At 63.0% G+C, this 22,325-nt stretch carries 24 protein-coding genes; 20 read left to right on the top strand and 4 right to left on the bottom strand.

Annotation, left to right across the window (positions count from 1 at the left end):
* Window positions 1-33 precede the first annotated feature (33 nt).
* Complete coding sequence (locus tag CK226_RS14570; protein WP_095774779.1) at window positions 34-1,245, top strand: GGDEF domain-containing protein; 1,212 nt, start codon at window positions 34-36, stop codon at window positions 1,243-1,245.
* Between the two features lie 61 nt (window positions 1,246-1,306).
* Here the strand turns inward: CK226_RS14570 and CK226_RS14565 are convergent, their stop codons facing one another.
* Window positions 1,307-1,669, bottom strand: coding sequence for a hypothetical protein (locus CK226_RS14565; RefSeq protein WP_095774778.1), 363 nt, complete (start codon window positions 1,667-1,669; stop codon window positions 1,307-1,309).
* A 349-nt stretch (window positions 1,670-2,018) separates the two neighbouring features.
* On the opposite strand from CK226_RS14565, the gene CK226_RS14560 reads away from it, so the two are divergent.
* The 8 genes from CK226_RS14560 to CK226_RS14525 all read left to right on the top strand — a co-directional run bounded on the left by CK226_RS14560 (window position 2,019) and on the right by CK226_RS14525 (window position 9,580).
* On the top strand, window positions 2,019-2,459 hold the full coding sequence (locus CK226_RS14560; RefSeq protein ID WP_095774777.1) for a hypothetical protein: 441 nt from the start codon (window positions 2,019-2,021) through the stop codon (window positions 2,457-2,459).
* 346 nt (window positions 2,460-2,805) lie between these two features.
* Window positions 2,806-3,225, top strand: a complete 420-nt coding sequence (gene sdhC, locus CK226_RS14555) for a succinate dehydrogenase, cytochrome b556 subunit (protein WP_095774776.1) — start codon at window positions 2,806-2,808, stop codon at window positions 3,223-3,225.
* A gap of 2 nt (window positions 3,226-3,227) precedes the next feature.
* Window positions 3,228-3,626, top strand: coding sequence for a succinate dehydrogenase, hydrophobic membrane anchor protein (gene sdhD, locus CK226_RS14550; RefSeq protein WP_095792240.1), 399 nt, complete (start codon window positions 3,228-3,230; stop codon window positions 3,624-3,626).
* A gap of 1 nt (window position 3,627) precedes the next feature.
* A complete protein-coding gene (gene sdhA, locus CK226_RS14545; protein WP_095774774.1) occupies window positions 3,628-5,463 on the top strand; it encodes a succinate dehydrogenase flavoprotein subunit in 1,836 nt (611 codons plus the stop codon).
* 2 nt (window positions 5,464-5,465) lie between these two features.
* Window positions 5,466-5,903, top strand: coding sequence for a DUF3052 family protein (locus tag CK226_RS14540; protein ID WP_095774773.1), 438 nt, complete (start codon window positions 5,466-5,468; stop codon window positions 5,901-5,903).
* The gene (locus CK226_RS14535; protein ID WP_010912301.1) at window positions 5,903-6,682 is read left to right on the top strand and encodes a succinate dehydrogenase iron-sulfur subunit; all 780 of its coding nucleotides are present in this window, start codon (window positions 5,903-5,905) and stop codon (window positions 6,680-6,682) included. Before CK226_RS14540 ends, CK226_RS14535 begins: the two co-directional genes overlap by 1 nt.
* A 404-nt stretch (window positions 6,683-7,086) precedes the next feature.
* On the top strand, window positions 7,087-8,820 hold the full coding sequence (locus CK226_RS14530; RefSeq protein ID WP_245437754.1) for an LTA synthase family protein: 1,734 nt from the start codon (window positions 7,087-7,089) through the stop codon (window positions 8,818-8,820).
* A 130-nt stretch (window positions 8,821-8,950) separates the two neighbouring features.
* Window positions 8,951-9,580 carry a YceH family protein gene (locus tag CK226_RS14525; RefSeq protein WP_095792238.1) on the top strand — a complete coding sequence of 210 codons (630 nt, stop codon included), beginning with the start codon at window positions 8,951-8,953 and terminating at the stop codon, window positions 9,578-9,580.
* A 113-nt stretch (window positions 9,581-9,693) separates the two neighbouring features.
* Here the strand turns inward: CK226_RS14525 and CK226_RS14520 are convergent, their stop codons facing one another.
* Entirely contained in the window at window positions 9,694-10,119 is a 426-nt protein-coding gene (locus tag CK226_RS14520; protein ID WP_010912297.1) for an OsmC family protein, read from the bottom strand.
* 124 nt (window positions 10,120-10,243) lie between these two features.
* Here CK226_RS14520 and CK226_RS35525 point away from each other — a divergent pair, with 124 nt between their 5' ends.
* The 4 genes from CK226_RS35525 to CK226_RS14500 all read left to right on the top strand — a co-directional run bounded on the left by CK226_RS35525 (window position 10,244) and on the right by CK226_RS14500 (window position 12,214).
* Window positions 10,244-10,585 carry a hypothetical protein gene (locus CK226_RS35525; protein WP_245437753.1) on the top strand — a complete coding sequence of 114 codons (342 nt, stop codon included), beginning with the start codon at window positions 10,244-10,246 and terminating at the stop codon, window positions 10,583-10,585.
* Between the two features lie 11 nt (window positions 10,586-10,596).
* Window positions 10,597-10,953 (top strand): YciI family protein, encoded by a 357-nt coding sequence (locus CK226_RS14510; RefSeq protein ID WP_095774876.1) that lies wholly within the window; start codon window positions 10,597-10,599, stop codon window positions 10,951-10,953.
* A 160-nt stretch (window positions 10,954-11,113) separates the two neighbouring features.
* A complete protein-coding gene (locus CK226_RS14505) occupies window positions 11,114-11,641 on the top strand; it encodes a hypothetical protein (RefSeq protein WP_095774769.1) in 528 nt (175 codons plus the stop codon).
* A gap of 174 nt (window positions 11,642-11,815) precedes the next feature.
* Window positions 11,816-12,214, top strand: coding sequence for a GFA family protein (locus CK226_RS14500; RefSeq protein ID WP_095774768.1), 399 nt, complete (start codon window positions 11,816-11,818; stop codon window positions 12,212-12,214).
* Here the strand turns inward: CK226_RS14500 and CK226_RS14495 are convergent.
* Window positions 12,211-13,470, bottom strand: a complete 1,260-nt coding sequence (locus CK226_RS14495) for a ubiquinone biosynthesis hydroxylase (protein ID WP_095774875.1) — start codon at window positions 13,468-13,470, stop codon at window positions 12,211-12,213. The two genes, CK226_RS14500 and CK226_RS14495, sit on opposite strands and share 4 nt — an antisense overlap.
* Window positions 13,471-13,569: 99 nt before the next feature.
* On the opposite strand from CK226_RS14495, the gene tesB reads away from it, so the two are divergent.
* From tesB to CK226_RS14475, 4 genes are all read left to right on the top strand, one after another.
* On the top strand, window positions 13,570-14,430 hold the full coding sequence (gene tesB, locus CK226_RS14490; RefSeq protein WP_095774767.1) for an acyl-CoA thioesterase II: 861 nt from the start codon (window positions 13,570-13,572) through the stop codon (window positions 14,428-14,430).
* Between the two features lie 322 nt (window positions 14,431-14,752).
* Window positions 14,753-15,091 carry a P-II family nitrogen regulator gene (locus tag CK226_RS14485; RefSeq protein ID WP_013528889.1) on the top strand — a complete coding sequence of 113 codons (339 nt, stop codon included), beginning with the start codon at window positions 14,753-14,755 and terminating at the stop codon, window positions 15,089-15,091.
* Between the two features lie 31 nt (window positions 15,092-15,122).
* Window positions 15,123-16,484: an ammonium transporter gene (locus tag CK226_RS14480; protein ID WP_095774766.1), complete on the top strand. Its 1,362-nt coding sequence runs from the start codon at window positions 15,123-15,125 to the stop codon at window positions 16,482-16,484.
* 323 nt (window positions 16,485-16,807) lie between these two features.
* On the top strand, window positions 16,808-17,083 hold the full coding sequence (locus tag CK226_RS14475) for a hypothetical protein (protein ID WP_095774765.1): 276 nt from the start codon (window positions 16,808-16,810) through the stop codon (window positions 17,081-17,083).
* A gap of 138 nt (window positions 17,084-17,221) precedes the next feature.
* Here CK226_RS14475 and CK226_RS14470 read toward each other — a convergent pair whose 3' ends face one another.
* A complete protein-coding gene (locus CK226_RS14470) occupies window positions 17,222-17,593 on the bottom strand; it encodes a hypothetical protein (protein WP_095792236.1) in 372 nt (123 codons plus the stop codon).
* 196 nt (window positions 17,594-17,789) lie between these two features.
* Here CK226_RS14470 and CK226_RS14465 point away from each other — a divergent pair, with 196 nt between their 5' ends.
* The 3 genes from CK226_RS14465 to CK226_RS14455 all read left to right on the top strand — a co-directional run bounded on the left by CK226_RS14465 (window position 17,790) and on the right by CK226_RS14455 (window position 22,301).
* On the top strand, window positions 17,790-20,453 hold the full coding sequence (locus CK226_RS14465) for a DNA translocase FtsK (protein WP_095792235.1): 2,664 nt from the start codon (window positions 17,790-17,792) through the stop codon (window positions 20,451-20,453).
* A 135-nt stretch (window positions 20,454-20,588) separates the two neighbouring features.
* Window positions 20,589-21,269: an outer membrane lipoprotein carrier protein LolA gene (locus CK226_RS14460; protein WP_095792234.1), complete on the top strand. Its 681-nt coding sequence runs from the start codon at window positions 20,589-20,591 to the stop codon at window positions 21,267-21,269.
* A gap of 225 nt (window positions 21,270-21,494) precedes the next feature.
* Window positions 21,495-22,301: an exodeoxyribonuclease III gene (locus CK226_RS14455; protein ID WP_095774761.1), complete on the top strand. Its 807-nt coding sequence runs from the start codon at window positions 21,495-21,497 to the stop codon at window positions 22,299-22,301.
* Window positions 22,302-22,325 lie beyond the last annotated feature (24 nt).

The raw sequence follows: 22,325 nt of genomic DNA, 5'->3' as shown, positions 1-22,325 counted from the left end.
AGGTGTTTAGGTGAGACACGGGGTGCGAAAGAGATGAGCGGCGCGAACTTTATCTTGTTGATCAATCTGTCGGTTGCCGGCCTGCTGGCGGCATCCTTCATGGCGGTGGCGTTTCATGATGTCGGCCGCGCCCCGGCGCGCTGGTTTGCTTCTGGCTATGTCCTGGGCATGGTCTATTCGGCGATCGAATTCAGCATTCCCGCCTTCACCGATGCCCGGCTGCCGGTGGTCACCGCCTTCGCGGTTTTCCTGGGCGCAACAATAGCCTTCAACGTCGGACTGGCCCGCAAATACGGCGTCGCGCCGCCATGGTCGCCGATGCTGTTCTTCCTGGTCGCCGCCACCATCGTCGTCTATTTCGTGCAAGACCTGCCGCGCCAGTCGCTGGTGCGCATGATGGCCTACCAGCTCCCCTATGCCGTCATGCAATTCGTCGGATTGGCCATCGTCTGGTCGTCCAGGCAAAGGCGTGGCCGGCTCGATCGTATCCTGATGGCGGTGCTCGCCGCCAGCGGCGTGCAGTTCGCCTCAAAGCCGTTCATCGCGCATGCGCTCGGCGGCTGGGGCGCTAATCCGCAGGCCTATCTGCAAAGCAGCTACGCGCTGGTGTCGCAATCGCTCGGCACCGTCTTTGCCCTGGCCATGGCGCTGCTGACGCTGGCCATCCTTGTCCGCGATGTGTTGGCCGAAGTGACGTCGAGATCGGAGACAGATACGCTGTCCAGACTGCTCAATCGCGGTGCCTTCACGCGCCAGGCCGAGCAGGCCGTGCTTGGCGCCATGCGGCAAGGTGTGCCGGTCGCGCTGGTCATCGCCGATCTCGATCATTTCAAGAGCATCAACGACAATTTCGGCCATGCCTCCGGCGACCGGGTGATCGAGACCTTTGCCGGTTTCCTGCGCGAAGCCGCCGCCGGGCACCATGTCGCGGGCCGCATCGGCGGCGAGGAATTCGCCATCATGCTGCCCGGAACCAATCTGGCCGCCGCCCGGCTGTTCGCCGAGGGCACGCGCAGCGCATTCGGCGCGCTGCCCATCGACGGGCTGCCGGCGAACAATCGCTGCACGGCGAGTTTCGGGGTTGCCGAACTTCATCCCGGTGAAACCACCGCCGATCTCATGCGGCGCGCCGACGAGGCGCTCTACCTGGCAAAGAATGCCGGGCGTGACTGCGTCCGTGTCTCGGCCGGGCCGGGAGGCGAGTGGTCGTCCAGCGCAATCGTCATCAATTCCAGATCAGCATGACTTTGGTCGAAACGTCATCCTGATCCATCTCTTCGCCGTTTCCGTGAAACGGCGAATTGTACTAGCGGCAGGGGCTGAGTTCCGGCATCTCGCCGTCGGAAAGCCCGTACATATAGCTGCGGCCTTTGACGAAGACCGGCGGCCGGTAGCAATCGCCATAGCCTGAAATCTCGTCGGATTCGTTCTGGTAGATCACCTTGGGCTGGCCGGCGCTGGTGTAGTCGGCCAGCTTCTTGGCCAGCTTGCCTTGGCCGACGATGATGCGCTTGTAGCCGGCCGCGCTGTCGATGACGAGATTGCCGAAGGAATCGGCATAGACGCGATCCTGGTGGCGTCCATTGGCCAGCGTGGGCGTCGCCAGGCCGGCGAGCGAGACGGCCACGATAAGCGCCGAGAGGCGTGATCTGCTTGAGTTCGAACGCATGGTCTTCCCGATGGTTAGAGGCCAAAGCGCGTCGAGACACGCTTTTTGGTTACTTGTCTGGATGCATGTCATTGCCCCAAAACCGCTGACGCACTTTTGGGCGACATGCATGGCTCCTCGAATCAGAAATTAACCTTTTCTTAACCTTTGTTAAGAGGCCGGCGCGTTGCGCGGCGATGTCTCGTCAAACATGGTTAATTCCCGACTGGAGTGAAAACCCGATAGCCATCATTCGGCCATGCTTGGCGGCACCATCGCGGCCGGCATCGAATGGATTTAAAGGCAGCCTCGGGGCAACCTTGATCTGGGCGCAACATCGTGGCTAGTCTGCCGCGCGGGAGGACAGCATATGGGATTACGCCGGACGGTTCGGGTGTCCGTTTTCCCGTTGCTTGCCGTCGTTGCGGCCTGTGTGCCGCAGGATGGCGCGCCGAAGGCGGCCAATGTCGTCCCGCCTGCGCCGGCTCGGCAGTCCATCGCAGCCGCGACGCCCCCGGCATCGGCGCCTCCTGCACCGGCAACCAAGATCACCACCGACCTCACCGCGCCGCGATCCACAGTGGGTACGGCAACCTATGGATGCGGCAATGGCAGCGCGATCACCATCCAAAACCTCGGCTCGTCGTTGCGTGTGATCGAGCCGAATGGCGCGACCGAAGAGTTTGCGGCGTCGCCCGCCAACCAGTCCAGCCGCTACCAGGAAGCCGCCACGCATAACGCAATCGTGATCGACGGGCGTGAGGCGCTGGTGATGAAGAGGGGCTCGACGCCGCAGACCTGCAAGCGCTAGGCCGCACGGCCAAGAAGTCGCTTATGCTGCACTGCAGCGATATCGAGCCGGCCTTGGGTCCTCCACCGCTAATCGATTGAAGCCCGAGCCTGCCTTTTTTGTCAGACTAAATGACGTTTCCAAAACGATTTTCTGGCTTTGACGCGGTGCAAAAAGAGCATTAGAAACCGCCTGTCCGAAGTCGCAACCGGAAGCGGCAATGCCGCGTTTCCATCTGAGGCTAAGCGCGTCGCGCCGAAACGGATTCATGCGACGCGCTCTGGATTGTTGTTCTGTGCATGCCGTCCTCGCAAAACCGAGGTCACTTTTGGGCGACATGCACGAAGACGCCGAACCTGGGGGAGCCATGAGCAAATCACCAGCCACCCGCGAATTCGCCAGACGTGAACGGCCGCTTTCGCCGCACCTGACGATCTACCGGCCGCCGGTCACCATGACGATGTCGATCATCCATCGCATCACCGGCGGGGCGCTTTATTTCGGCACGCTGCTGGTCTCGGTCTGGCTGATGGCGGCGGCGAGCTCTCAAGGCGTCTTCGACTGGGTCAACTGGGCCTTCGGCACCTGGCTCGGCCGGCTCATCCTGTTCGGCTACACCTGGGCGCTGATGCATCACATGCTGGGCGGCGTGCGCCACCTGGTCTGGGATACGGGCGCCGGGCTGGAAAAGCATACGGCCTCGAAGATCGCCTGGGCGACGCTTGTCGGCTCGGTCCTGCTCACCCTGCTGATCTGGATCGCCGGCTACATGGCGCGAGGAGCTTGATCATGAGCGGCAAGAGCAATACCGACATGCGCACGCCGCTGGCGAAAGTCCGCGGCCTCGGCTCCGCCCGCGAAGGCACCGGCCATTTCTGGCGCCAGCGGCTGACGGCCATCGCCAACATCCCGCTGATGCTGTTCTTCGTCGGGTTCCTGATCGCGCTCAACGGCGCCGGCTATGCGGAAGTGCGCGCGGCGCTCGCCAATCCGTTCGTGGCGCTGGTGCTGGCCCTGGTGCTCATCTCCGGGCTCATCCATATGCGCCTCGGCATGCAGGTGATCATCGAGGATTACATCACCAGCGAAAGCCTGAAGCTGGCGACGATCGCGCTCAATACATTTTTCACCGTAGCGGTCGGCGTCGCCTCGATCTTCGCCCTGCTCAAGCTGGCATTCGGAGGCTGAGTTGGCCAAGGACGCGAAATCAGCCAAAATGGCAGGCTATAATTTTGTCGACCACAAATTCGACGTGGTGGTGGTCGGCGCCGGGGGGGCGGGCCTGCGCGCCACGCTCGGCATGGCCGAACAGGGCCTGCGCACCGCCTGCATCACCAAGGTGTTCCCGACGCGCTCGCACACGGTGGCCGCGCAAGGCGGCATTGCCGCTTCGCTGTCCAATATGGGCCCCGACAATTGGCAATGGCATCTCTTCGACACCGTCAAGGGTTCGGATTGGCTGGGCGACATCGACGCGCAGGAGTACATGGTCCAGCAGGCGCCTGCCGCCGTCTACGAACTCGAACATTACGGCGTGCCGTTCTCGCGCACCGAAGAAGGCAAGATCTATCAGCGGCCGTTCGGTGGCATGATGATGAATTTCGGCGAAGGCCCGCCGGTGCAGCGCACCTGCGCCGCCGCCGACCGCACCGGCCACGCCATGCTGCACACGCTCTACGGCCAGTCGCTGAAGAACAACGCGCAGTTCTTCATCGAGTATTTCGCGCTCGATCTGATCATGGAGCCGGACGGCACCTGCACGGGTGTCGTCGCCTGGAACCTCGACGACGGCACCATCCACCGCTTCTCGGCCAAGATGGTGGTGCTGGCCACCGGCGGTTACGGCCGGGCCTATTTCTCCGCCACCTCGGCGCACACCTGCACCGGTGACGGCGGCGGCATGGCGGCTCGCGCCGGCTTTCCGCTGCAGGACATGGAGTTCGTGCAGTTCCACCCAACCGGCATCTATGGCGCCGGCTGCCTGATCACCGAAGGCGCGCGCGGCGAGGGCGGCTATCTCGTCAATTCCGAAGGCGAGCGCTTCATGGAGCGCTACGCGCCGTCGGCAAAGGACCTTGCCTCGCGCGACGTCGTCTCGCGCTGCATGACGCTGGAGATCCGCGAAGGCCGCGGCGTCGGCCCGAAGAAGGACCACATCTTCCTGCATCTCGACCATCTCGACCCAGCCGTGCTGCATGAGCGGCTGCCCGGCATTTCGGAATCGGCAAAAATCTTTGCCGGCGTCGACCTGACCAAGGAGCCGATCCCGGTGCTGCCGACGGTGCACTACAATATGGGCGGCGTGCCGACCAATTACTGGGGCGAGGTGCTCAACCCGACGGCGAGGAGCCCGGACAAGGTGTCGCCGGGCCTGATGGCGGTCGGCGAGGCCGGCTGTGCCTCTGTCCACGGCGCCAACCGGCTGGGCTCGAACTCGCTGATCGACCTGGTGGTGTTCGGCCGCGCGGCGGCGATCCGGGCCGGCCAGGTCATCGACCGCAAGTCGGCGATCCCCGCCCCCAACGAGGCCTCGGTCGAAAAGATCATGGATCGCTTCGACCGGCTGCGCCACGCCAATGGCTCGACGCCGACGGCAAGCTTGCGTGAAAAGATGCAGAAGGCGATGCAGGAAGACGCCGCCGTGTTCCGCACGCAGGAATCGCTCGAAAACGGCTGCAAGCGCATTTCGCAAATCTGGGGCGAGCTCAAGGACATCAAAGTGTTCGACCGCTCGATGATCTGGAATTCGGATCTGGTCGAGACGCTGGAACTGGAAAACCTGATGGCCAACGCCATCACCACCGTCTACGGCGCCGAGGCGCGCAAGGAGAGCCGCGGCGCGCATGCGCGTGAGGACTTTTCCGCGCGCGACGATGCCGCCTGGCGCAAGCACACGCTGGCCAGGGTGAGCGAAGACGGCAAGGTGACGCTCAGCTACCGGCCGGTGCACACCGAGCCGCTGCTGGCCGAAAAGGACGGCGGCATCAGCCTCGCCAAGATCGCGCCCAAGGCCAGGGTGTACTGACAATGGCGCTGGCGGCCACGGGATATTCCGGCAAGCCCCTTCCGGCCAAGCTCGGCCTGAAGGACGGTATGACCGCCGCCTTCATCGCGCTGCCGCCGGAGCTCGACGAACTGGCCGGCGCCGTCGATTTCGCAGAGGTCGATCGGCTGGCCGAATGGTCCGACATTTCGGGTAGCCATCAAAGATACGATGCCGTCCACGCCTTCACCAAACAACGCGCCGAGATCGAGGATCGCCTTGGCGACGTCGAGGCGGCGATCAAGCGTGACGGCATGGTCTGGGTGTCGTGGCCGAAGAAGGCATCGAAAGTGCCGACCGACGTCACCGAGGGTATCGTGCGCACTGAAGCGCTGAAGCGCGACCTTGTCGACGTCAAGGTCGCTGCCGTGAATGAAATCTGGTCCGGGCTGAAGCTCGTCATCCGAAAGGACCTGAGGTAATGGTCGAACTGACGCTCCCCAAGAATTCGAAGATCCAGCAGGGCAAGACCTGGCCGAAGCCGGAAGGCGCCACCAATCTGCGGGAATACCGCATCTACCGCTGGTCGCCGGACGATGACGAGAACCCGCGCATCGACACCTATTTTGTCGACATGGACGATTGCGGACCGATGGTGCTCGACGCGCTGCTGTGGATCAAGAACAAGATCGACCCGACGCTGACCTTGCGCCGCTCCTGCCGCGAAGGCATTTGCGGCTCCTGCGCCATGAACATCGACGGCTCCAACACACTGGCTTGCACCAAGGGCTGCGACGACATTTCCGGTGCGGTAAAGGTCTATCCGCTGCCACACATGCAGGTGGTGAAGGACCTGGTGCCCGACCTCACCAATTTCTACGCCCAGCACGCCTCGATCGAGCCGTGGCTGAAGACGGTGTCGCCGCAGCCGGCCAAGGAATGGCTGCAGAGCCATGAGGACCGCGAGAAGCTCGACGGGCTCTACGAGTGCATATTGTGCGCCTGCTGCTCGACCTCGTGCCCGAGCTACTGGTGGAACGGCGACCGCTATCTCGGCCCGGCAACCCTCTTGCAGGCCTATCGCTGGCTGATCGACAGCCGCGACGAAGCCAAGGGCGAGCGGCTCGACAATCTCGAGGACCCGTTCCGGCTTTATCGCTGCCACACCATCATGAACTGCGCGCAGACCTGCCCCAAGGGCCTCAACCCGGCCAAGGCGATCGCGGAGATCAAGAAGATGATGGTGGAGCGGCGGGTCTGAAGCTGACGTTACCCGCTGATTTCTCCCCGGATGCCGTCGCGGCCATCCGGGCGCGACTCGATCTGGTGCGAAGCCGGGCGTAAAAATCCTTTTCGCTATCGAAAGCGGCAGTCGCGCCTGGACTTTCTCCCCCATCGAGGCGCGGGTGCTCGGCTGCTTGACTGAAAGAAGGAACTGACGAACCGCCCAAGCTGCTTGAGCAGAAGGGGCCGGTGTAGCCTATGTCCAGCTCTTGTGCCGAACACGGTCCGCTCAGATGGCCCGGCGGGTCTTGCTGGCTGCGCTGCGGTCCAGCTAGCCAAGTGTGGCTGCCCGCGACCGATCACGTTTCAAACATGTCGCTTACTAGTCAGGGCGCCGAGGGAGTCTCGGCGACTAATATTAGCGTCAACTTAAGTAAATGATTGCTGTATGCGCGCGATTACTGGTATTGTCTTAGTATAGTTTTAAGCAGTCGTCGATATTGCCTTTCGAGACCATGGTTCGAGTGCAAAGCAGTGCGCGGCTTCATCGTGAATGGGTATTCAGTATCTGGGCCATTGATCAGCGCCACAACAGTCGGATCGCTCACCTGGCTTGTGTCGCTGATTTATTTTCAGGACAAGCGGCTGCTTGCGGTTCTCGGCCTGGGGGTTTTGATCGCGCTTCTCTGGCTTGACGGCTTCCGGGGCAGGAAGCCGGATCGACAAGGAAGCAGGTGGTTCAGGCTCTATTTCTCGCTCCTCCCCTGCCTTCTGTTCCTTGTCTATGTCTATCTGGAAAGCGTCTTCGGCTATTTCGACTGGGGTGCGATGTTTATGCATGCCGGCGCCGGCATGCTTACGCCCGGTGTCGTCCTTGAGTATTTGTGGAATACCGGAAGCACGATGCTGGTTATTTTGGTCGTTCTTCTCGGTTTCGGCGCCCTGAAGGCGCGCGGCACGCTGACCAGAGGATTGGACGTTGCCTTGATGGCGTTCTTCCTGGCGGCAAACCCGATGCTGACGCGTCCGATCGCGGCGGCGATCCATCCCAACCCGCTGCATGATTTCCTGTCCAGACGGTTCGTCGATGTCACCTCTTTGACAAAGCCGGCTGAAACAGCGTCGGCGACCGTCGCGCCAAAAAACCTCGTTCATGTTTTCATCGAGAGCGCCGAGCGCACCTACATGAACGAGGCGGAGTTCGGCGACGTCATGGGGCCGCTGCTGGAATTCGACAGGCGTGGCGTTTCGGCGACCAACATGGTGCAGCTTGCCTACACCAACAACTCCATCTCAGGGATGGTCGCCGCGAATTGTGGAACGCCGCTGCTGATAACGTTCTTCACATCGCGCCAGTATCTGGAGGAGCAGTCTCAATTCCTGCCTGGCCTGACCTGCCTGGGCGATGCCCTGAAGGCGCGGGGCTATCAGCAGAACTTTGTTACCGGCTGGCCACTCAGCTTCACCGGTCAGGGGACATTCTATTCCACCCACGGCTACTCATCGCTTTTCGGGGGTCCCGAAGTGGTGGCCGCCGTCGCCGGGCGCGGCAACAGTTTCGGCGCCGACGACGCCGAAGTCCTCGATCTGAGCTTCGGCATTTTGCGGCGCGCGCAGCGCGATGGCAAACCGTTCTCCCTGACGATCGCCGTCAGCGGCGGGCATGCGATGGATGGTTACCTGACCGACAAATGTATCGGCAAGACGGGACTTTCCCCGCAAGCTCCCAATATCCTCCACGCCGTGAAATGCACCAACATGCTCATTGCCGACTTCATTCACAAAGCCGAGGCCGAAGGCCTGATGGCGAACACCGTTCTGGCGCTGCAAAGCGACCATCTCAGTGCGCCAAGCGCGGTGACGGACCGCCTGAACAAGTATGAAAGACGCAACTTTTTCTCCCTGTCGGGGGATGGCATCCCGTCCAAAACATATGCCGGACTTTCGGGCACGATCGACATATTTCCCACCATCCTCGACGCGCTGGGAATGCCGCTCTCGAATGACCAGGCTGGCCTTGGCGTTTCGCTGCTTGGGGATCAACCGACGCTGTGCCAGGCACTTGGACAGGATCAGTTCGATGACGCCATCTATGCCGAGGATGTGCTCGTCAGGTCATTCTGGCAGTTGAAATCGACACGGACCGCCGTGGCGTCCGAGGCCGAGCCGCGTTAAATAGCACCTGCCTGCCCAAGGGCCTCAACCCGGTCAAGGCGACCGCCGAGATCAAGAGTTCTGCTCTGTCGCGCCGCTCGGATGTCTGTCAAAATCATGCTGTCGAAGAATCGGTAGAAATTACCAATCCATGAGCGAAGACCTTCCCATCCTCTCCCCCATCGAAGCGCGCGTGCTCGGCTGCCTGATCGAGAAGAAGGAGCTGACGCCGGATGTCTATCCGCTGACGCTCAACTCAGCCCTTGCCGCCGCCAACCAGAAGACGGCGCGCGACCCGGTCATGGCGCTGGAACAGACGGAGGTGCACCGGGCCTTGAAGCTGCTCGAGCAGAAGGGGTTGGTGCGACAGATGTTCGGCTCGCGCGTCGAGCGCTACGAGCATCAGATGGCGCAGCGCTTCTCGCTGACCACGCCGCAGACCGCCTTGATCGGCCTGCTCCTGCTGCGCGGGGCGCAGACGGCGCATGAACTGTTGGCTCGAGCCGAGCGCATGGCGCGGTTTTCATCCATCGAAGATCTGCGCGGTGAACTCGACATGCTGATCGGCCGCCGGCCGCCGCTGGTGCAGGAAATCCCGCGCGGGCCAGGCCAGCGCGAGGACCGCTACGTGCATCTTCTCGCCGGCCCGGTGGACGTTGCGGCTTTATCGGCGCAACGCAGTGCGCCGGCCATGCCTCACTCCGACCTGGAAGCGAGGCTGGAAGCACTGGAACAGGAAGTCGCCGCATTGCGCGCCCGGCTTGACGCGCTGGGCGCCTAGGCAACTGGCAATCATTATGGATGTTGGCGGAACAGCGCCCCCCTCTGTCCTGCCGCACATCTCCCCTCAAGGGGGGAGATTGGCAGCTCCGACCTCGGCGCTTGTCCGTTTTCTCAGCCAAGCCTGGCGTCGAGCGAGACCTTGATCGCGCCAAGCGCCTTGGAGACCGGGCATTCGGCCTTGGCCTTCTCGGCCAATTCCTTGAATTTCGCCGCATCGATGCCGGGCACCTTGCCGACCAGCGTGATCGCGCTGCCGGTGATGCCGGTGCCTGGAACCAGCGTCACCACCGCCTTGGCGTCGAGTTCGGCGGCGGGCGTGCCGTTCTCGGCCAGGAAGTGCGAAAGCTGCATGGCGTAGCAGCCGGCATGCGCGGCCGCGATCAGCTCTTCCGGGTTGGTGCCGGATTTGCCGCTTTCATCCTCGAAGCGCGCCTTGAACGAATAGGGTGTGCCCTTGAGCGTCCCGCTCTGGCTGTCGAGCGTGCCCTTGCCTTCTTTCAGATTGCCTTTCCAGACGGCGGTTGCGGTGCGGTCCATGAAGTCCTCCTTGGTTGTCGTGAACTCGGGGGTTGTCGTGAACTTGGCCCGGGTGAGCCCCCGCGTCCGCTCAACTATAGCGCGGGTGGGCGCGAACACCACCGCGCTGTTTGGACCACGCACGATGACGGCGCATTTGCATTCGGAAAAAATATTGGGGCAGCCTGGAAAAAATATCCGCGCAAAAATGTCGACTTCCATGCGACCCGGCCGTCCTGTGGGCGGCCATGGGATTTGTGGCCTGATGGAGGTTCACATGGACAATCTGTTTTTCGCACTGTGGAAGAGCCCGGGCCACGCGCCTGAGCGACCGGAAGACTTCTGGCTGGATCCGCCGGCGCCCGGCTTCGGCCGGCTGCTGGCGGCGGTCGCCATCATCGGAGTCGGGGTGTGCTTTCTCGATCATGCGGCGGCCAAAGGCCCGGCTGACAGCCTGATCGCCTCATCCTATGATTCGTCGCGATAAGGGAGATGGACATGCAATATGTTTGCCTGGTTTACGGTGAGGAGAAAGATCTCCACGCCATGACGACAGAGCGGTTGGCCAAGCTCGACGCCGATTCGCTGGCCCATGACCGGTCATTGGACCAACGCGGGATGCTGATCATCGCGCAAGCGCTGCAACCGGTGAAAACCTCGAAAACCGTTCGCAGGCGCCAGGGCAAGCGGCTGGTCACCGACGGCCCGTTCGCCGAAACCAAGGAGCAGTTGCTCGGTTTCGTCATGATCGAGGCGAAGGATCTCGACGAGGCGCTGGAAATCGCCGGCGAGATCCCGCTGGCCGAGATCGGCACCATCGAGGTGCGCGCGATCTACAACGTGCCGGGGTCATAGATGGCGTCCGGCTTCGACGGCAAGGCCCGTGGGCCACGCTTGTTATTCGCCTAAGCTTCACCAGCCGCAAATTGAATTTTCTTCGCGGCAGGCAACCCGCGCGTGTTGAAGCGGCGCGTCAGTTCTCTTATCGTCCCTCGGATTTCCGGGGGATTTCGACATGCCTTTCCTGATTGCTGTCCTTGGCGTGCTGGGAGCGGCTGCGTTCTGGTGGTATCGGATGAAGGCCATGAACGACGCCGCGCGCGAGGTCGCCGATGTCGTCGGGCGCGTGCAAGGCAACATCAGGCGCAAGAAGCTGCGCAAGCAGGCGGCCCTGTCGCCGCTGACGGCGATCGACGATCCGGTGGTGGCCGCAGCGACGCTGATTGCATCGATCGTCTCCGAGAATGGGCCCATCCTGCCGCAGCGCGAGGCCGTCATCCGGGCGGTGATCTCCGAGATCGCCGACAAGAAGAAGACCGACGAGGCGGTGATCTACGCCAAATGGGCGGCCTCACAGATCGACGACACCACCGTCGTCATCGACAAGCTGGCGCCGTTCCTGCGCGAGCGTCTCGACGTCGCCGAGCGCAACGATCTGCTGCAGATGGTCAACCGCGCCGCCCAGGGCGGCGAGAAGCGCCTCGAGATCGCCGACCAACGCATGCTGCGGCTGCGGCAGAAGCTGGGTTTTGAAGTGAACTAGGCTGTGCAGCCAGGGCGTAGTGAATGCAGCCTGGGGGCAACGCCTCGCGCACGCGAACACAATCGCTTGCTTCGAATGTCGGAATTGGGTTCCCGCTCTGCGCATTTCATGGCGGCGCCCTCGCTACGACCGGCATAATTTATCGGTCCGTCGATTGGCTCAAGGAGAATTCGTATGCGTGGTCATTGTTTATGTGGCGCCATTGCTTTCGAGGTCGATGGTCCGGCACAAGCATGCGTGAGCTGTCATTGTGAAAGTTGTCGGCGGCAATGTTCTGCGCCGATGACCACCTATATTGGCGTCTTGGACGACCAATGGCGATGGCTGGGCAAGCCACCGAAGGTATTCAATTCTTCTCCCGGTGTGGAAAGAACATTTTGCGATCACTGTGGCTCGCCACTGTCTTTCCGCTCAAAGAACATGTCCGGCGTCATGCATTTCTTTGCCGCGGCGATGGAGGAGCCGGAAAAATTTGCACCAACGCTGCATGTCGCTTTTGAGGAGAAGCTCCCCTGGTTGAAACTCGCCGACGGCCTGCCCACGCGTTTTGGGCCTGACTATAGGAAAGGCTAGATCGCCTCGCCTTTCAGCAGCCGCGGCGTGTCCGCGGACAATCCCGACGCCTGCCGGATGAAAAACTCCTTCAGGCGCGGCATGCGCTCGACGAGGCCGAGGCCGATGTCGCGGACGGTGCGCAGCGGGGTGATGTCGTTGGAAAACAGCCGGTTCAGCACATCCGTCGTGACGCCCATCTGCACCGTGTCGAAACGGCGCCATTGCTGGTAGCGTTCGAGCACGTCGAGTGCGCCGATGTCCTGGCCGAGCCGGTCGGCCTCGACGATTACCTCGGCAAGCGCTGCCACATCCTTGAAGCCGAGATTGAGGCCCTGGCCGGCGATCGGATGGATACCGTGGGCGGCGTCGCCGGCAAGGGCCACGCGCGGAGCGACGAAGGCGCGCGCGATGGTGAGACCGAGCGGCCAGGCGCGCGGCTTGTCGGCGACGCGGATCTCGCCGAGCTTCAGGCCGAAACGCTGTTCGAGCTCATGCTCGAAGACGAGATCGTCGCCTTCCACCAGCGCTTTGGCGTCTTGCGCGCGTTCGACCCAGACGATCGACGAGCGGTTGGTGCCGTCCTCATCGGGTTTCAGCGGCAGCGTGGCGAAGGGGCCGGCCGGCAAGAAGTGCTCTTCGGCACGGCCATTGTGCGGTCGTTCGTGCGCCACGGTGCAGACGATGCCGGACTGGCCATAGTCCCACTTCACCGTCTTGATGCCGGCCATGTCGCGCAGCTTCGAATTGACGCCGTCGGCGGCGACCAGCAACCGTGCGGTCAGCGCGGCGCCGTCGGCCAGATGCACGGTGATGCCGGCGCCATTGGTCTCGAAACCCTGCACGGCGACACCTTCGATGATGTCGATGCCGAGCGTTTCGGCCCTGGCGCGCAAGGCGCCGTTCAGCGACTTGTTGGCGACCATATGCGCGAAGGGCTCGCCCGGCGCCACTTCGCCGCCAAAGGTCAGGAACACCGGGCGCACCGGATCGGCGCTGCGCGAATCGGTGATGATCATCTCGGTGATCGCCTGCGCCTGCGGCGCGATCTCGGCCCAGACGCCGAGCTGGTCGAGCATGCGGCAGGCGGCAGCGGCAATGGCCGAGGCGCGGCCGTCGCGCTGCCAGGCGCCGGCGGGCGCGGCATCGACCAGCGCCACGGCCAGATGCGGTCGCGCCTGCTTCAGCGAGACGGCGGTGGCCAGGCCGACATAGCCCGCGCCGGCGACGAGAACATCGAGCCCGGATCTGGTCTTGGCGTCAGCCTTGCGTTCCATTGCCTTGGCTCCTTGCGCGCCGGCCCTGGCCCGCGCCCTTGACGGCTCGTTCTTCCTGTCGGAAACCGCCATAGCAATTTTGCGGCGAGGTCACAAAACATGACGGCGGCGATCGACGAGCTTCTGAGCATTCTCGACCTCGAGAGGCTGGAACACAATCTGTATCGTGGTCGCAGCCCCCAGGTGGAGTGGCAGCGCGTGTTCGGCGGCCAGACCATCGCCCAGGCGCTGGTTGCGGCGCAGCGGACGGTGGAACCGGACCGCTTCGTGCATTCGCTGCACGGCTATTTCATGCGGCCGGGCGACATCAGGGTGCCGATCGTCTACGAGGTCGACCGCATCCGCGACGGCGGCTCCTTCACCACCCGACGCGTGCTGGCGATCCAGCACGGACAGGCGATCTTTTCGCTGGAAGCCTCGTTCCAGGTCGACGAGAAGGGGCTGGAGCACCAGTTCGCGCTGCCCGACGACGTGCCGCCGCCGGAAGGGCTGCTGACGCAGCGCCAGCTGCTCGAAAGAGCCGAACGCGTGCCGGAGGCGGTGCGCCGCTTCTGGGCGCGCGAGCGGCCGCTGGAGCTCAGGCCGGTCAATCTCCAGCACTATGAAAGCCGCGACAAGCTGCCGCCCCGGCAGAATGTCTGGATCCGCCTTGCCGGCCCGGTTCCCGACGACCGCGCGCTGCAATCGGTGCTGCTGGCCTATCTCTCCGACATGACGCTGCTGGACACCTCGACCTTCGCGCATGGGCGCGGCCTGTTCGATCCCGACATCCAGGCGGCGAGTCTCGACCATTCGATGTGGTTCCACCGGCCGCATCCGCTCGACGGCTGGCTGCTCTATGCCCAGGACAGCCCGTCGAGTTCGGGATCGCGCGGCTTCAGCCGCGGCACGCTCTATGCGCGCGACGGCACGCTGATCGCCTCGATGGCCCAGGAAGGGTTGATCCGGCTCAAGCGTTGAGCATTGCGAGTCTTGTTTGAGCAGGATCACCGGACAAACGAAAACCGTTTGTCCGAGAAAACCCGGCTCGGCTTTTCGGGATCATGCTCAAAGCCGGCAAATTAGGCAATTTTCAAAAATTGCATATTTTTTGAGCATGTGATGTGCCGCGGGCATTGGCACCTGCTGCCTCCAATCACCTCATTCCCTTTGTTTACAACAGGTTAACACCCTGCTTCGGCACTTGGCACGGAGCTTGAATCCTTGTGGGCACTCTCCGGCTCTTTGGGATCGGTGAAGTCGTGCAAACGCGGGGGACCGCAACAGCAAAGGGTGAAACCTTATGAAAATCGTGATGGCAATCATCAAGCCGTTCAAGCTGGACGAGGTACGCGAAGCGCTTACCGCCGTCGGCATCCAGGGCCTGACCGTCACCGAAGTCAAAGGCTACGGGCGTCAGAAGGGACATACGGAAATCTATCGCGGAGCGGAATACGCGGTCAGTTTCCTGCCGAAGATCAAGATCGAGGTCGCCGTCAGTGCCGACATGGTCGACAAGGCCGTCGAAGCCATCACTGCCGCGGCCAAGACTGGCCAGATCGGCGACGGCAAGATTTTCGTTTTCGGCATCGATCAGGCGGTGCGCATCCGCACCGGCGAAACAGACACCGACGCGCTCTGAGCGGCGAACACGTATTCCAATGGAGAGTTCAATGAATATTTCTTCCACCTTGAAGACGACGGGACGGGCGGCCCTTCTGGGCTCGCTTGCCCTGGCAGCATTGGGCAGCGTCGCCGCCTTTGCGCAGGAAGCCGCTCCGGCCGCTGCCGCCGCCGCGCCTGCTGCCGCGCCCACCCCGGTGCTCGACACCGGCAACACCGCCTGGATGCTGACCTCGACGGCCCTGGTGCTGATGATGACCATCCCGGGCCTGGCGCTGTTCTACGGCGGCATGGTGCGCAAGAAGAACGTGCTCGCCACCATCATGCAGAGCTTCGCCATCACCTGCCTGGTCACGGTGCTGTGGTTCATGTTCGGCTATTCGCTGGCCTTCACCACCAATGAATCCGCCAGCATGAACAGCTACATCGGCGGCTTCTCGCGATTCTTCCATCACGGCATCACCGTCTCGACGCTGTGGCTGCCGGGGGTCGCGAACATTCCTGAATTCGTCTTCTCGATGTTCCAGATGACCTTTGCCATCATCACGCCTGCCCTCATCGCCGGTGCCTTCGCCGAGCGCATGAAGTTCTCGGCGCTGCTGATCTTCATGGCGCTGTGGCTGCTGGTCGTCTATGCGCCGATCGCGCATTGGGTCTGGGGCGGCGGCTTCCTTGGCGCGGCCGGCGTGCTCGACTTCGCCGGCGGCACGGTCGTCCACATCAACGCCGGTGTCGCGGGCCTGGTCTGCGCGCTGGTCCTGGGTAAGCGCGAAGGCTACGGCACCACCAACATGGCGCCGCACAACCTGGTCTACTCGGTGATCGGCGCCTCGCTGCTGTGGGTCGGCTGGTTCGGCTTCAACGCCGGTTCGGAACTGGCGGCCGACGGCCTTGCCGGTGCCGCCATGCTCAACACCCAGGTCGCCACCGCCGCGGCGGCTCTCGCCTGGATGTTCGCCGAATGGATCGTCGCCAAGAAGCCCTCGGTGCTCGGCATCATCTCGGGTGCCGTCGCCGGTCTCGTCGCGGTGACGCCGGCTTCCGGCTTCGTCAACCCGACCGGCGCCTTCATCGTCGGCATCGTCGCCGGCGTGATCTGCTACATCTCGGCGGTCAAGGTGAAGCACATGTTCGGCTATGACGACTCGCTCGATGCCTTCGGCGTCCATGGCGTCGGCGGCGTGGTCGGTGCGTTGCTGACCGGCGTGCTCGCCGATCCGGCGATCAATGCGCTCGGCAAAGACGCTTCCATCGGCAAGCAGCTCTACGGCATCGTCTTCACCATCCTGTGGACGGCGATCGCCACCTTCGTGATCCTCTACATCGTCAAGGCGCTGGTCGGCCTGCGTCCGACGACCCAGGAAGAGGTCGAAGGCCTCGACATCTCCCAGCATGGCGAAGTGGTGCCGTAAGGCCAGCCTCGCCAATGGGGCCGGCGGATCCTCCTCCCGCCGGCCCCGTTGTCCCTCACGCAATTCCAGGGAAAACCGCAATCCGGCTTTCCCGGAGCTGCTCCAGAGATCCCGTCGTGACGCTCCCGCAAGGAGCTCACGCCTTGAGGCCCGGATTGTTTCCGGGCCTCTTTTTTTTGGTAAAATGTTCTAGCTATACCCCGGTTCGCGCAATCACGTTCGCGTGATGGACCTTTGGGAAGAAACATCGACCGCGTTGGTTCCGAACTGTGGGGGCGATCGTCGTTCTGACGCTCGTGCAAAAAACAGGGAGGAACTTTCTCATGAACCTCAAGAATATCTGCCTTGGAGCGCTCGCTCTTTCCATGGTCGGTGGCATGGCATTTGCCGGTGCTCTGGATGAACCGGACAACATGGCACCGTTCTTCACCGATTCCAGCATGAAGACCATGAAGCCCGAGGCGGATTTCAAAGCAGCCTGGGCCTCGACGGCCAAGGACAAGCAGGACCAGATGATGAAGGAGTGCCAGGACGCAGCGATGAGCAAGCCTCACGCCGAATTCTGTGCCAACCTGATGATGTATGCCGGTCACAAGTGATCGCGCGGGATCGGGCAGAGGCCGATCTTTTTGTTGCCGAGCGAAACGATGGCGGGTCTACGTGCCCGCCATCGCTTCGTTTGCAAGTGCACTTTGGCGGAGACCGCAGGCGTTCCCGATGCCTTCCGGTGACGGCGTTTATCCGCCGATCCCATCGTCCATCATGGTGTTTGTCAGCGCCTCATAGGCGCTGCTGCAGGCCTGGGAATGGGGGCAATTGCGGAGAATCAACGTCGGCGCCACCGTCAGCATGGCCGCCATCAGAATTTGCAGGCCGAGACCCAGCAGCCCAAATCCCTTGCCGAAGAGGCCCCTGCACAGAAAATACAGGCCCTGTATCAGGCAGGCGGAGGCGAGCACGTGCAGGAGTGGGCCCGTCGTTCTGGCAAAGGGCGTCACGTGACCATCCGGGAAGCCCACCATCCCGAGCTCGACAAACCAGAGCACAGCAAGCAGGAGACTAAGCCCTGCCCAGGCCAGAGCTGCCACGCGCAGGACGATGGATTGCATGCCTCTATCCATTTTGGTGGTCGCACGGCAACGTTGCACGCTCCGTCCGCTACCGCTTCAACCTGAAGTGACGGGGTTTGATGATCTCAACTTCTTATAGTTAATGCGCCCTTAACCTTCCCACCGATAGTCTGGCATCCGAATCTGCCGGAGTGCGTCATGCGCTCTGGCCAGGCAATCACTGACGGGGAAGAGCATGCGTTCAGGGGCTTCAGCACCGCTCGCGATGACCGATACGGGGCACGGCATCCAGGCTTTCGCACGGCGCCAGGTCGGCCGGCTGGTCGGCGCCGGCATGTTTGCGGCTGTAGCCTTCGGGGTTGCCAGCCTCGCCACCTGGAACGTTGCCGATCCAAGCTTCTCGCACGCCACCAACAACACCGTCACCAACGCCATGGGCTATGCCGGTGCGGTTTTCTCCGATCTCGCCATGCAGTTCTTCGGCCTTGCCGCGGTTGCCGCGCTGGTTCCCGCCGTCATCTGGGGGTATCTGCTGTTTTCGGCGCGCGGCGTCGACAGACTGCCCAAGCGCGGTTTGTTCTGGTTCGGCTTCGCGCTGCTTGCCGCCGCGATCGCCGGCTGCATCGTTCCGCCCAAGACCTGGCCGCTGCCCACCGGCCTCGGCGGCGTGTTCGGCGACATGGTGCTCAAGATTCCCGGCATGCTGATCGGCGGCTACCCGACCGGGCTGATCGCCAGCGTGCTCGCCGTGCTGCTGGCCGGGCCGGCGCTCTGGCTGTTCGCCTATGGCTCGGCGCTGATCGGGCGCAAGAACGGCTTCGCCGTGATGGAAGAGCCGGCGACCGCGGACCCGCGCGAGGACGATCTTCTGTTCGACAATGAAGAGGATGAGGGCGACGAGGGCATATTGGCGCTCGGCGCCATCACCCATTGGTGGCTGTCGCTACGCGCGTGGATGCATCGCCGCGCGGTGCGCCGCAGGCAGGAACGCGACGAATACGAGCCGGAGATGGAGCCGCGCCCCAGCGCCTGGCGGCGCGCCGCCGAGCGTGTCGAATCGGCCGAATTCGCCGAGCAACGGATGAGCCCGGACGGCCGCGCCCGCGTCGAGCCGGAATTCTTCGCCGCCATGGTCAATGACCGCAGCGTATCCGTCGATCCGGACGATGACGATATCTTCGACCGCGACGACGAGGACATGGATTTCGACGAGGAGCCCGTCACCCAGCGCCGTGCGGCGCCAACGGCCAAGGTGCAGCAGTTCCGTTCGGATGCCGCCCCCCGCGTCGAGGCGCCGGCGCCGCGCCCGGCGCCGGGCGCGCGCGTCCAGCGCGAGGCGCAGACCTCGCTGATCGGCTCGGACAAGTTCGAAATGCCGTCGCTGCATTTCCTGTCCGAACCGAAGAACGTCGCGCGCGACCCGAGCCTGTCGAAGGACGCGCTGGAACAGAATGCGCGGCTGCTTGAAGGCGTGCTGGAGGATTTCGGCGTCAAGGGCGAGATCATCGCCGTACGCCCGGGTCCGGTGGTCACCCTCTATGAGCTGGAACCAGCGCCCGGCATCAAATCGTCGCGGGTCATCGGCCTTTCCGACGATATCGCCCGCTCGATGAGCGCGATCGCCTGCCGCGTCGCCGTGGTGCCCGGCCGCAACGCCATCGGCATCGAACTGCCGAACGCCAAACGCGAGACGGTGTATCTGCGCGAGATCATGGCCAGCCGCGATTTCGAGACGACCAAGGCAAAGCTGGCGCTGGCGCTGGGCAAGACCATCAACGGCGAGGCCGTCATTGTCGACATCGCCAAGATGCCGCACGTGCTGGTCGCCGGCACCACCGGCTCGGGCAAGTCGGTCGCCATCAACACCATGATCCTGTCGCTGCTCTACCGGCTGACGCCGCAGGAATGCCGGCTGATCATGATCGATCCGAAGATGCTGGAACTCTCCGTCTATGACGGCATCCCGCATCTGCTCACGCCGGTCGTCACCGATCCGAAGAAGGCGGTGGTGGCGCTGAAATGGACCGTGCGCGAGATGGAGGACCGCTACCGCAAGATGTCCAAGGTCGGCGTGCGCAACATCGACGGTTTCAACGCACGCGTCCAGCTGGCGGAGAAAAAGGGCGAAAAAATCTCGCGCACCGTGCAGACCGGCTTCGACCGCCAGACCGGCGAGGCGATCTACGAGACCGAGGACCTCGATCTTGAGCCGATGCCCTATATCGTCGTCATCATCGACGAAATGGCCGACCTGATGATGGTCGCCGGCAAGGACATCGAGGGCGCGGTGCAGCGCCTGGCGCAGATGGCGCGTGCCGCCGGCATCCATGTCATCATGGCGACGCAGCGTCCGTCGGTCGACGTCATCACCGGCACCATCAAGGCCAACTTCCCGACCCGCATCTCCTTCCAGGTGACGTCGAAGATCGACAGCCGCACCATTCTAGGCGAGCAGGGCGCCGAGCAGCTGCTCGGCATGGGCGACATGCTCTACATGGCCGGCGGCGGCCGCATCCAGCGCGTGCATGGTCCCTTCGTCTCCGACGATGAGGTCGAAAAGATCGTCGGACACCTGAAGCTGCAGGGTGTGCCCGAATATCTCGACGCCATCACCGAGGATGACGACGAGGATGACGACGAACCATCCGGCAAAGGCGGCGGCTCCGGCGGCGGTAGCGGCGGCAATTTCGAGGATTCCGACGATCCCTACGACCAGGCGGTGGCCGTGGTGCTGCGCGACGGCAAGGCGTCGACCAGCTACATCCAGCGCCGGCTCGGCATCGGCTACAACCGCGCCGCCTCGATCATCGAGAAAATGGAGAAGGAAGGCATTGTCGGCCCGGCCAACCACGCGGGAAAACGCGAAATCCTGGTGCCGACCGAGGACGACAAGTTCTGATGGCGGGGCGTTCACGGCAACCTTGAACGCTCTGGCGCGTTCAAGCGAACAAGCAGCGTTCGCCCCGCCAAACTTCAGCCCAACTGGGGGTTCAGGACAGCGACAGATACAGGAATCACCACGAGAGTGACCGACATGAAAAACGATCTTTCCAAGCCCAGCGATTTTGCCCCGACCCGCCGCCAGCTCCTCGGCCTCGGCCTTGTCGCTGCCGGTGCGGCCGCCTTCAACGTGGTGCCCGGGTTCGAGCTTCTGGCCTCGGCGCAGGCGGCCGTGCCGGCCGCCGCGCAGAAGATCGCCGACCATTTCTCCTCGGTCAAATCGATGAGCGGCGAATTCGTGCAGTTCGGCCCCAAGGGCGAGCAGACCGGCGGCAAATTCTTCCTCGAGCGGCCGGGCAAAATCCGCTTCAACTATGACGGCGCGTCGAATTTCAAGGTGATTTCCGACGGCAAGTCGGTGGTCATCCTCAACAAGAAAATGAACACATCGGACCTTTATCCGTTGTCGAAGACGCCGCTGAAGCTGCTGCTCGATGACCGGATCGACCTCTCCGGCGACCGCGTCAAAAGCGTCAAGGAAGAAGACGACCTCACCACCATCCAGCTTTCCGACAAGTCGGTGTTCGGCAATGCGCGCATCACCATGATGTTCGATCCGAAAACCTATGATCTGCGCCAGTGGACGATCACCGACGCGCAAGGCAAGGACACGACGGTGATGATCTTCAACACCAAGGAAGGCGTCAGCTTCGCGCCCGACACCTTTGCCATCGACTATACGGCGAACCGCGAGCTGAATACGAAGACGCGCTGATCGCTGACTTGTTAGCCTCCCAGGGTCTCCGCGACGGCGCTGCGCGCCTGCTTCGCCCAGGGATGACGCAGTTGGGGGGCTTTGACCGACCCCGAAGGGTTCGCAGCAAGCCCGGCTTGTGTTTGCGGCGCCCGGCTGGCAGTTTCCGGACCGACTCCCTCAAAAGGCGTCTTCCCTGTCAGGGCCGATCGATCCTGGCTGGCTGCACGCTGTCCGGATTGCCAAATGCCTTTTTCCATCGCCACCTGGAACATCAACTCCGTGCGCCTGCGCATGCCGATCGTCGAGCGCCTGCTCGATGAATACGCGCCCGATGTGCTGTGTCTGCAGGAGACCAAGGTTCCGGACGAGCTGTTCCCGGAAAAGGCATTCCGCAGGCTCGGCTACCAGCACATCGCCTTTCATGGCCAGAAGGGCTATCACGGCGTCGCCACGGTGGCGCGGCGGCCGATCGCGGTGGTCGAAAAGCGCCGCTTCTGCGAGATCGAGGACAGCCGGCATCTGTCGGTGTCGGTGCGCGCCGGCGGCAAGACGATCCTGCTGCACAATTTCTACGTTCCGGCGGGCGGCGACGAGCCCGATCCCGAAATCAACAGGAAATTCAAGCACAAGCTCGACTTTGTCGCCGAGATGAACGCCATTCGCGCCGAGCATACAGAGGTGTCCGCCTCGGTGCTGGTCGGCGACCTCAACATCGCGCCACTCGAGCACGACGTTTGGTCGCACAAGCAATTGCTCAATGTGGTCAGCCATACGCCGGTCGAGACCGAAAACTTCGAGGCGATGCGGCTCGCCGGCAATTGGGTCGACCTGATGCGGCACAACGTGCCATTCGACCAGAAGCTCTACACCTGGTGGAGCTATCGCGCGCAGGACTGGGAAGCATCGAACCGGGGCCGGCGGCTCGACCATGTCTGGTCGTCGCCCAATCTGGTGCCTGATTTCGCCGGCTACGAAATCCTGCGGGCGGCGCGCGGCTGGGAGCGGCCGTCGGACCATGTGCCGGTTATCGCGCGGTTCAACCTGGATTAGGTGTGCCGAAGCTCCCGCCTAATG

Source organism: Mesorhizobium sp. WSM4311 (assembly GCF_002295115.1).
Lineage (GTDB): Bacteria > Pseudomonadota > Alphaproteobacteria > Rhizobiales > Rhizobiaceae > Mesorhizobium.
This window is presented reverse-complemented; position numbering and strand designations above follow the sequence as displayed.